General features: G+C 47.5%; 9 protein-coding genes. 8 read left to right on the forward strand and 1 reads right to left on the reverse strand.

Annotated features, from left to right (window positions below; translation table 11 throughout):
• Window positions 1–625: radical SAM protein (locus RMO84_RS18460; RefSeq protein ID WP_310489901.1), on the reverse strand; the 625-nt coding region annotated here is incomplete at its 3' end.
• 476 nt (window positions 626–1101) lie between these two features.
• Between RMO84_RS18460 and btpA the strand changes: the two genes are divergently transcribed.
• From btpA to RMO84_RS18500, 8 genes are all read left to right on the forward strand, one after another.
• A complete protein-coding gene (gene btpA / locus RMO84_RS18465; protein WP_310489902.1) occupies window positions 1102–1971 on the forward strand; it encodes a photosystem I biogenesis protein BtpA in 870 nt (289 codons plus the stop codon).
• 142 nt (window positions 1972–2113) lie between these two features.
• Window positions 2114–3061 (forward strand): vitamin K epoxide reductase family protein, encoded by a 948-nt coding sequence (locus tag RMO84_RS18470; protein ID WP_310489903.1) that lies wholly within the window; start codon window positions 2114–2116, stop codon window positions 3059–3061.
• A gap of 128 nt (window positions 3062–3189) precedes the next feature.
• Window positions 3190–3861, forward strand: coding sequence for a hypothetical protein (locus RMO84_RS18475; protein ID WP_310489904.1), 672 nt, complete (start codon window positions 3190–3192; stop codon window positions 3859–3861).
• A 69-nt stretch (window positions 3862–3930) separates the two neighbouring features.
• Window positions 3931–4794 (forward strand): thioredoxin domain-containing protein, encoded by an 864-nt coding sequence (locus RMO84_RS18480; RefSeq protein WP_310489905.1) that lies wholly within the window; start codon window positions 3931–3933, stop codon window positions 4792–4794.
• 324 nt (window positions 4795–5118) lie between these two features.
• A complete protein-coding gene (locus RMO84_RS18485) occupies window positions 5119–6171 on the forward strand; it encodes a thiamine phosphate synthase (RefSeq protein ID WP_310489906.1) in 1053 nt (350 codons plus the stop codon).
• Between the two features lie 37 nt (window positions 6172–6208).
• On the forward strand, window positions 6209–6421 hold the full coding sequence (thiS, locus tag RMO84_RS18490; RefSeq protein ID WP_310489909.1) for a sulfur carrier protein ThiS: 213 nt from the start codon (window positions 6209–6211) through the stop codon (window positions 6419–6421).
• Between the two features lie 66 nt (window positions 6422–6487).
• On the forward strand, window positions 6488–7072 hold the full coding sequence (locus tag RMO84_RS18495; protein ID WP_310489907.1) for a Uma2 family endonuclease: 585 nt from the start codon (window positions 6488–6490) through the stop codon (window positions 7070–7072).
• A 106-nt stretch (window positions 7073–7178) separates the two neighbouring features.
• A complete protein-coding gene (locus RMO84_RS18500) occupies window positions 7179–7553 on the forward strand; it encodes a DUF2237 domain-containing protein (RefSeq protein ID WP_310489908.1) in 375 nt (124 codons plus the stop codon).
• The last annotated feature ends 85 nt before the right edge of the window (window positions 7554–7638 follow it).

Below are 7638 nucleotides of genomic sequence, written 5' to 3' on the forward strand. Positions count from 1 at the left end.
CATAAATATCGATCCCATAATTGGTGGTAATTTGGGAGATCAGGATCAGCTCCTGTACGCCCTCATCCGCCAGTCTTTTAGCTTCGGCAACGATCGATTCGATCGGGCGGGATCGCTGCTTGCCCCGTAAGTGGGGAATGATGCAGAAAGCACAGCCATAATCGCAACCTTCCGCTACGCGTAGATAGGCGACCCCTTCAGTGGTCGTCCGATAGCGGGGGGTATGCTCGTCAGCAATATATGTCGGCTCTGCGGTGACTTCGACTACGCGTTCGCCAGCTTGAGAGCGGGCGAGGACATCCACAATTTTGTGATAGTCACCGCTCCCGACTACGGCGACCGCTTCGGGAATTTCGGCGAGTAATTCTGCTTGAAAGTGTTGCGCCATGCAACCAGTAATCACGATCTTTTTATCAGCTTCGGCTAGCTCTACTAATGTCTGAATTGATTCAGCTCTGGCGGCATCGATAAAGCTACAGGTATTGACGATGACATAATCGGCAGCGGTTTCATCGGCGTCTACTTCATAACCTGCTTCTACCAGCAGCCCCAGCATGTGTTCGCTATCAATCCGATTTTTTTCGCAACCTAAGTGAGATATTGCAATTGTTGGCTTGTTGCCCATGTAGTCTTGGTGGTTTTGTCTCCAACAGTAGTGTGTGGTTCCGTACTCATTTACCAGCTCAAACCTATAGCGGATTCGACCCACTTCTTTTGAGTTTGTTGGTGTAGCTGATGGAGTTGTAAATAGCTACATTCAGCGATTTTACAACTTTTTCCCCACAGACACTGGCGACAGAGTGCTTTTGACTAAATTAATAATAGATTCGGTTAGTAGCAATTCCGACTTGCAAAGCTGGATAATAGTAACTAACGTGCCTATTTTGAGTTATTCAGCCCTAATTATAGCATGATGTTGCGGAATGTAAAGTCGCAAATAATGTTAGCTTGCTAGTGACTGGTGACTAGTCGATCGGTTTAGGTGAGTTAGGCAAGCCTAATTTGTGGATAATAGAGGTGAAGATCGAGTCTGGCGGTTTGGTCATGCCAAAAGTTGAGTTGGTGCGGCAATCGCCATCCGCCTAAGTTTAAACGCAAAACGTGAATTTAAAGCAAATTTTTAACACTACCCAGCCGATAATTGGCGTCGTCCATCTATTGCCCCTACCGACTTCTGCGCGTTGGGGTGGTAGCCTAGATGCCATTATCGATCGCGCCGAGCAGGAAGCCGTCGCCCTCGTGTCTGGAGGTGTCAATGGGATCGTGGTCGAGAACTTTTTTGATGCGCCTTTTCCCAAAAGCCGCGTCGATCCGGCGGTAGTCAGTGCGATGACGACGATCGTCACGCGGTTGCGGGAATTGGTAGCGATCCCGATCGGGATCAATGTCCTGCGCAATGATAGTCTCAGCGCGATGGCGATCGCTAGTTGCACGGGTGCGAGTTTTATTCGGGTCAATGTGCTCTCTGGCGTGATGGCTACCGATCAGGGCTTAATCGAAGGCTGCGCCCACGAACTGCTCCGGTATCGGCGGGAATTAGGAGCGGATGTCAAAATCATGGCCGACGTCTTGGTCAAACATGCCCAACCCCTCAGTTCCAGCGATCTGACTAATGCCGTCCGCGAAACGATCGAGCGCGGGCTAGCCGATGCCATCATCTTATCTGGCGCGGTAACAGGGAGTCCCCCCAGTCTAGAAGACTTGCGGCTAGCCAAAGCTGCCGCTGGCAGTACGCCAATGTTGATCGGCAGTGGTGCGAGTGTAGAGAATATTAACAGTTTGATGCAGTTTGCCGATGGGGCGATCGTGTCCAGTTCGCTCAAACGTCAAGGCAAGATCGAGAACTCTATCGACCCAATTCGCGTCAGTCAATTTGTCGAAACTATTCGTCAAGATCTCGCCAATCGATCGGTGCAACGGGCGATCGATTCGATGAAAATTCATAAGTACGGTATGGGGGATAGGGGATAGAGATTAGGGAGCCAAAATATTGAACAAATGCTTATTTTCATCTGTTCGTAACCATTCTTTAGCCCACAATCCACAACTTAATCACCGTCTCAACCTTCACAGTTAGTCAGTATCTCTTAACCCCTATCCCCTACTAAAAACTATGAAACGTCGTCAAATCCCCTGGATCTATCAATACTCGCGGTTGCTAATTGGTGCGATCGCGATTTTGGGTATATTTGTCACTGCTTATCTCACCTGGGTCAAAGTCAGTCACAACGGTGTTTGTGGCACAGAAGGCTGTGAGATCGTGCTAGCTAGTCCGTTTGCGAATATCGGCAATTTCCCGCTGACTGGATTGGGCTTGCTCAGTTATATTGCTGTTGCCGCGATGGCATTTGCGCCAACGCTCGTCGATCCCAAGGCGAACAAAGCCACCCATAACCAACTCAATAATCTGACTTGGCTGGGGATATTTGTCGTGGGTACTGGCATGGCCGTATTTAGTTGCTATTTGATCTATTTACTGGCGTTTGTCATCAAGGCTGCTTGTCCATTCTGTATTGCTTCGGCAATTTTTACATTTACCATCTTCGGACTTACCATCTTGGGTAGAGACTGGGAAGATATCGGTCAATTGCTGTTTACCGGAATGGCCGCAGCTTTGGCAGCTCTAGTGGTATCGCTGGTATTTTACAATACGGCGATCGGTGGGGATCTCAAGTCACTCTCGCCAACGTCGGCACCCGAACCGGGAATCGGTTGGGAAATCCAGTCCACATCCGGCCCTGCGGAGATCGAACTGGCGAAGTATCTCACCCAAAAAGGGGTGAAAATGTATAGTGCTTATTGGTGCCCGCACTGCTTCGAGCAGAAGCAGTTATTCGGCCAACAAGCATGGACAGAAGTTACCAATGTCGAATGTGCGGCTGATGCCAAAAAGAATCCGCAGCCAACAGCTTGCTCGCAGGCAGGGGTTAAAAGCTTTCCAACTTGGAGCATTAATGGCAAATTAGAACCTGGTGTCAAGAAACTAGCAAAACTGGGTGAATTGACTGGCTACCAAGGTAATAAAGCATTTAAGTACGATAAATTGGCGCGTGGTGAATAATCTATCGAATAGACGATCGACAGAAATTTTGGAGCTGCTATCGCGGCGGTGTCGATCGATACTTTAACTTGTGCGATCGACCCAAATAGTTTATATACTTTACAGTTGCCGATCGTTCAATTTTACCAATGCTTAGAAAATTACAGTTGCTTCAATCAGCGACCGCGATCTCGATCGTCATGACGACACTAACGAGTGGCTTAGTCAGCGTGCGAGCTAATCCTTCGCCGCCAGTCGATGGAGTTAGTGCTACCGTGCAAGCAGCTCCCAATAGCACAACAAAAACCACCCCCCAACCAGCTCCGAATGCGACACCGAAAGCTGTGCCCGCAGTCGCTCCCATCGAGATACCCAAAGCTGTACCTACAGTAGCTCCGATCTCAACGCCCAAACCTGCTCCTGAGAGTCAACAGCGCGGTACTGGCAAAATCGAGGTGACGACTGTTTCTGGCAAGGCCGAGATCGCCTTAGCCAAATATCTCACTGCGAAGGGTGTCAAGTTTTATGGTGCGTATTCATGCGAGCATTGCCAGCAGCAACAAGCCTTATTTGGAGCCAAAGCTGCGACGCAATTAACTTACATTGAATGCGATGCTAAGGGTGCAAACTCGCAGCGACAGTTATGCAAAGACATCCAGATTAAATATTTTCCAACTTGGATAATTGATGGCAAATATTTCACTGGTACGAAAGATTTAAAAGAGATTGCAACTTTAGCCGGATATAAAGGTTCGATGAAATTCCAACATCTCAAAAAGAATCTGAAGCAAGTTGCGCCAACAACTACAAATTCTAAATAAACCGCTGTCATCGATCGCAGACCTGCCTTTGGAGATCGATCGCCTTCAACTTACCCCGATTTTATTGCAATGAATTATTTACTCAATTTGTGCCGACTACCGATCCTCTCTCTATTATTGTCGGCTTTGGTATTGGGCACATTACCCGTTCAGGCTGCCCCGCAAAGCTCTAGTTCAAATACCGCAAGTCCTAATTCAGACAATCCGGCGTTCGATATATTGACTACCGAGCAAGTCACTACACCAGTAAAAATTGCCCAATCTAAATCGGTTAAAGTTACACCCCAACTCGAAAAACAAATTCTGGAAGTAATCCGGCGGAATCCAGATGTTTTAGTCGAGATTTTGCAAAAATATGCGATCGAGCAGCAAGCTAAAGAGAAAAAAGTGCAAGCTGATGCGATCGCCAACGTGCGGAAAAATACCAAATCAATGATTGGTGATTCGCCAGCGATCGGAGCTAGTAATCGTCAAATCGTGATGGTAGCGTTTTCTGATTTTCAGTGTCCGTATTGCGCGACTGCCGATAAGAGTGTCAAGCAATTTATGGCCAAACATAAGGATAAAGTCACCTTGGTTTATAAGTATTTCCCCTTAACCCAAATTCACCCCGAAGCATTGCCAGCAGCGCGGGCGGCTTGGGCGGCAAATAAGCAAGGTAAATTTTGGGATTATCATGATGCTCTCTATGCCAATCAAGCTAAATTAGGCGAAGCATTTTATCTGGAAACGGCAACGAAGTTGAAGTTGGATCTAAATAAATTTAATGCCGATCGCAAACTGGCTGATACTTTTATTGTCGAAGATTTCAAATTAGGCCGCAAACTCGGTGTCGATGGTACGCCCACATTTATTATGAATGGCGAAGTCGTGACGGGTGCTGCTTCTACTGCAGATTTGGAGAAAGCATTCGCCCAAGTCACTAAAAAATAACATGTAGTTGACAGTGGGAACGGTTGGGGCGAGCTTACTCAGTAGCGATCGCAATCTTTAAAGCGATAACTTCATATTTTGCACAAAGATATAAAGACTAGTAAAAGCTCAGATCTGAGGGTACCCTAAATCTACGCAAAGCAAAGGTAGATTAAAACTGATGCAAGATGTGAGTAAGTTCACCTGAGCGGGCAGACAGCAAGCATCGCCCCTAGATGTTACCGTGAGGGTGAGGCAACTCGCATAGAATAGAACGGCGATCGATCTGCATTCTGTGAGAGTGTATTAATTACCTCCCGTTTTCAACTCTTCCCTCCCCATTTTATGAGCAATCTTCATTCTGACTCCATCCAACCAGCTATCTGGCGAATTTTGGATGCAAATTTCGATCGAGCGCGGGAAGGATTGCGCATCATAGAAGAATGGTGTCGATTTGCCCTCAACGATCGAACAATGGCAAATGAGTGCAAGCAGATGCGCCAAGACTTGGGCATGTGGCATACGCCCGAAATCCGCTCGGCACGAGATACAACTAGAGATGTGGGTACTGCGTTGACTCATCCGCGTGAGGAGCAACGGACGGGGATCGAACAATTGCTCCAAGCGAATCTCTGTCGAGTGCAAGAGGCTTTGCGCGTTCTCGAAGAATACGGCAAACTATCGTCGGTGGCATTGAGTAGTAATTGCAAGCAAATGCGCTACCGCGTTTATGCACTCGAAAGTAATTTACTGACCTACCGTCGCCGTCAAAGCTTGGCTAGTGCGCGCTTGTATCTAGTCACCGCCGCCGCGCCAGATTTGCTCGCCCGCGTTGAAGCAGCTCTGCAAGGTGGATTGACTTTAGTACAGTATCGCGACAAGGACAGCAACGATGTCGATCGATTGGCGACCGCCCAAGCGATGTGTCAACTTTGTCATAAATATGGCGCGTTATTTATTATTAACGATCGAGTGGATCTGGCTCTAGCGGTTGACGCAGACGGGGTACATTTGGGTCAGCAAGACGTGTCGATCGAGATCGCTAGGCAAATCCTCGGTTCGCAAAAGATCGTCGGTAAATCGACCACTAACCCCGCAGAAATGGACCGCGCGATCGCCGAAGGTGCAGACTATATCGGCGTCGGGCCAGTCTACGAAACGCCAACCAAAGCAGGTAAAGCAGCCGCTGGACTAGAATACGTCCAACATGCTGCCAAACACGCCACAGTCCCCTGGTTTGCGATCGGCGGAATCGATAGTACGAATATCGATGATGTCGTCCAAGCTGGCGCGCCAGGACTGGCAATGGTACGGGCGATTATGAATGCAGAAAACCCGACTCATGCAGTGCAATATTGTTTGGCAATGTTAAATCGCGTGCCGCAGATGAGGGTTTAGGCTCTAGGTTTTAGGGATTAGGTTTGAGAATATGGCAATGATTCAGGCGATCGAATTACAAGTTAATGGCGAAGTTCATACCTGCTTGCCGCAGACGACTTTGCCCCAATTATTAGTACAGATGGGGTTAAATCCCCGACTGTTGGCGGTGGAATATAATGGCGAAATTTTGCATCGGCAATTTTGGGATGAAACTGAGATTAAAACAAACGATCGATTAGAGATTGTGACGATCGTTGGTGGGGGTTAGGAGCGATCTTTAGCATCAATTTAGTTATAAATAACCAAAAAATCTGTCATTCCGAGGTAACGATCTATGGTTGCAGTTCGATCGAATTTTCCTAGATTCACCCCCGCAGAATATCTAGAGTGGGAAGAGCAACAACAGTTGCGTCACGAATATATCGACGGCGAAGTCTATGCCATGACAGGTGGCACGGTAAATCATAGTGAGATTGCTATGAATTTTGGTACTATCCTCCGCAATCATTTAGATGATAGTGGTTGTCGAGTACTTAGTGCTGATGCCAAAGTCAACATTCAGAACTCTAATGATTATGTTTATCCCGATTTAAGTGTTACTTGCGATTCACGCGATCGAAGTGCCACTAAATTTATCTCGTATCCCTGTCTGATTGTCGAAGTATTATCTCCCAGCACGGAAGCTTACGACCGAGGCAATAAATTTAATTTGTATCGCAGATCGGATACTTTGCAAGAATATATCTTAGTGAGCACTACTGAAATCGCAATCGATATTTATCGTAGAAACGATCGAGGTAGATGGGAAATTTTCAATTACCGTCCAGGAGATCCGATCGACTTAGAAAGTATTAATTTGTCTTTGCCAATCGAACGAGTATTTAAGGGAATCGTATTCGAGCCACAACCGGAACCTTGAAATGTTTTCTGGCAGCCAGCACAGCTCAATCTTGGTGGGATATATTAAGAGTAAAGAGTTCGATCGATCGTCAGTGAGATCGCCGCCAGTAAGCTAATTGTGAATTATGAGTGATAACCTCGATCGAAATGTGCTCGGTACCGAACTTCAGACTTGCTGTACCTCGCCGATGACCGGCTTTTTTCGGACGGGAGTATGCGCGACTGGCCCCCAAGATCGGGGTACGCACGTCGTTTGTGCGCGGGTAACTGCCGAATTTTTGGCATATACCAAAGCCCAGGGTAACGATCTGAGCACCCCCGTCCCCGCTGCCAATTTTCCTGGCTTAAAACCGGGCGATAAGTGGTGTCTGTGTGCATCACGATGGAAACAAGCCCTGGAGGATGGGGTCGCGCCGCCAGTCGATTTGGCAGCGACACATAGTACGGCACTCAAGTTTGTGTCTTTGGCAGATCTTCAGCAACACGCAATTTCCTCATGAGCGATAAGTTACCGATCGAAGTCGCGATCGCCATCCTACCCTTTGAGGGTAAGTTTTTGATGCAATTACGCGACAATATTCCTAC

The sequence above is a fragment of the Chamaesiphon sp. VAR_69_metabat_338 genome, assembly GCF_031423935.1.
In the GTDB taxonomy this organism is placed as follows: Bacteria; Cyanobacteriota; Cyanobacteriia; order Cyanobacteriales; family Chamaesiphonaceae; genus Chamaesiphon.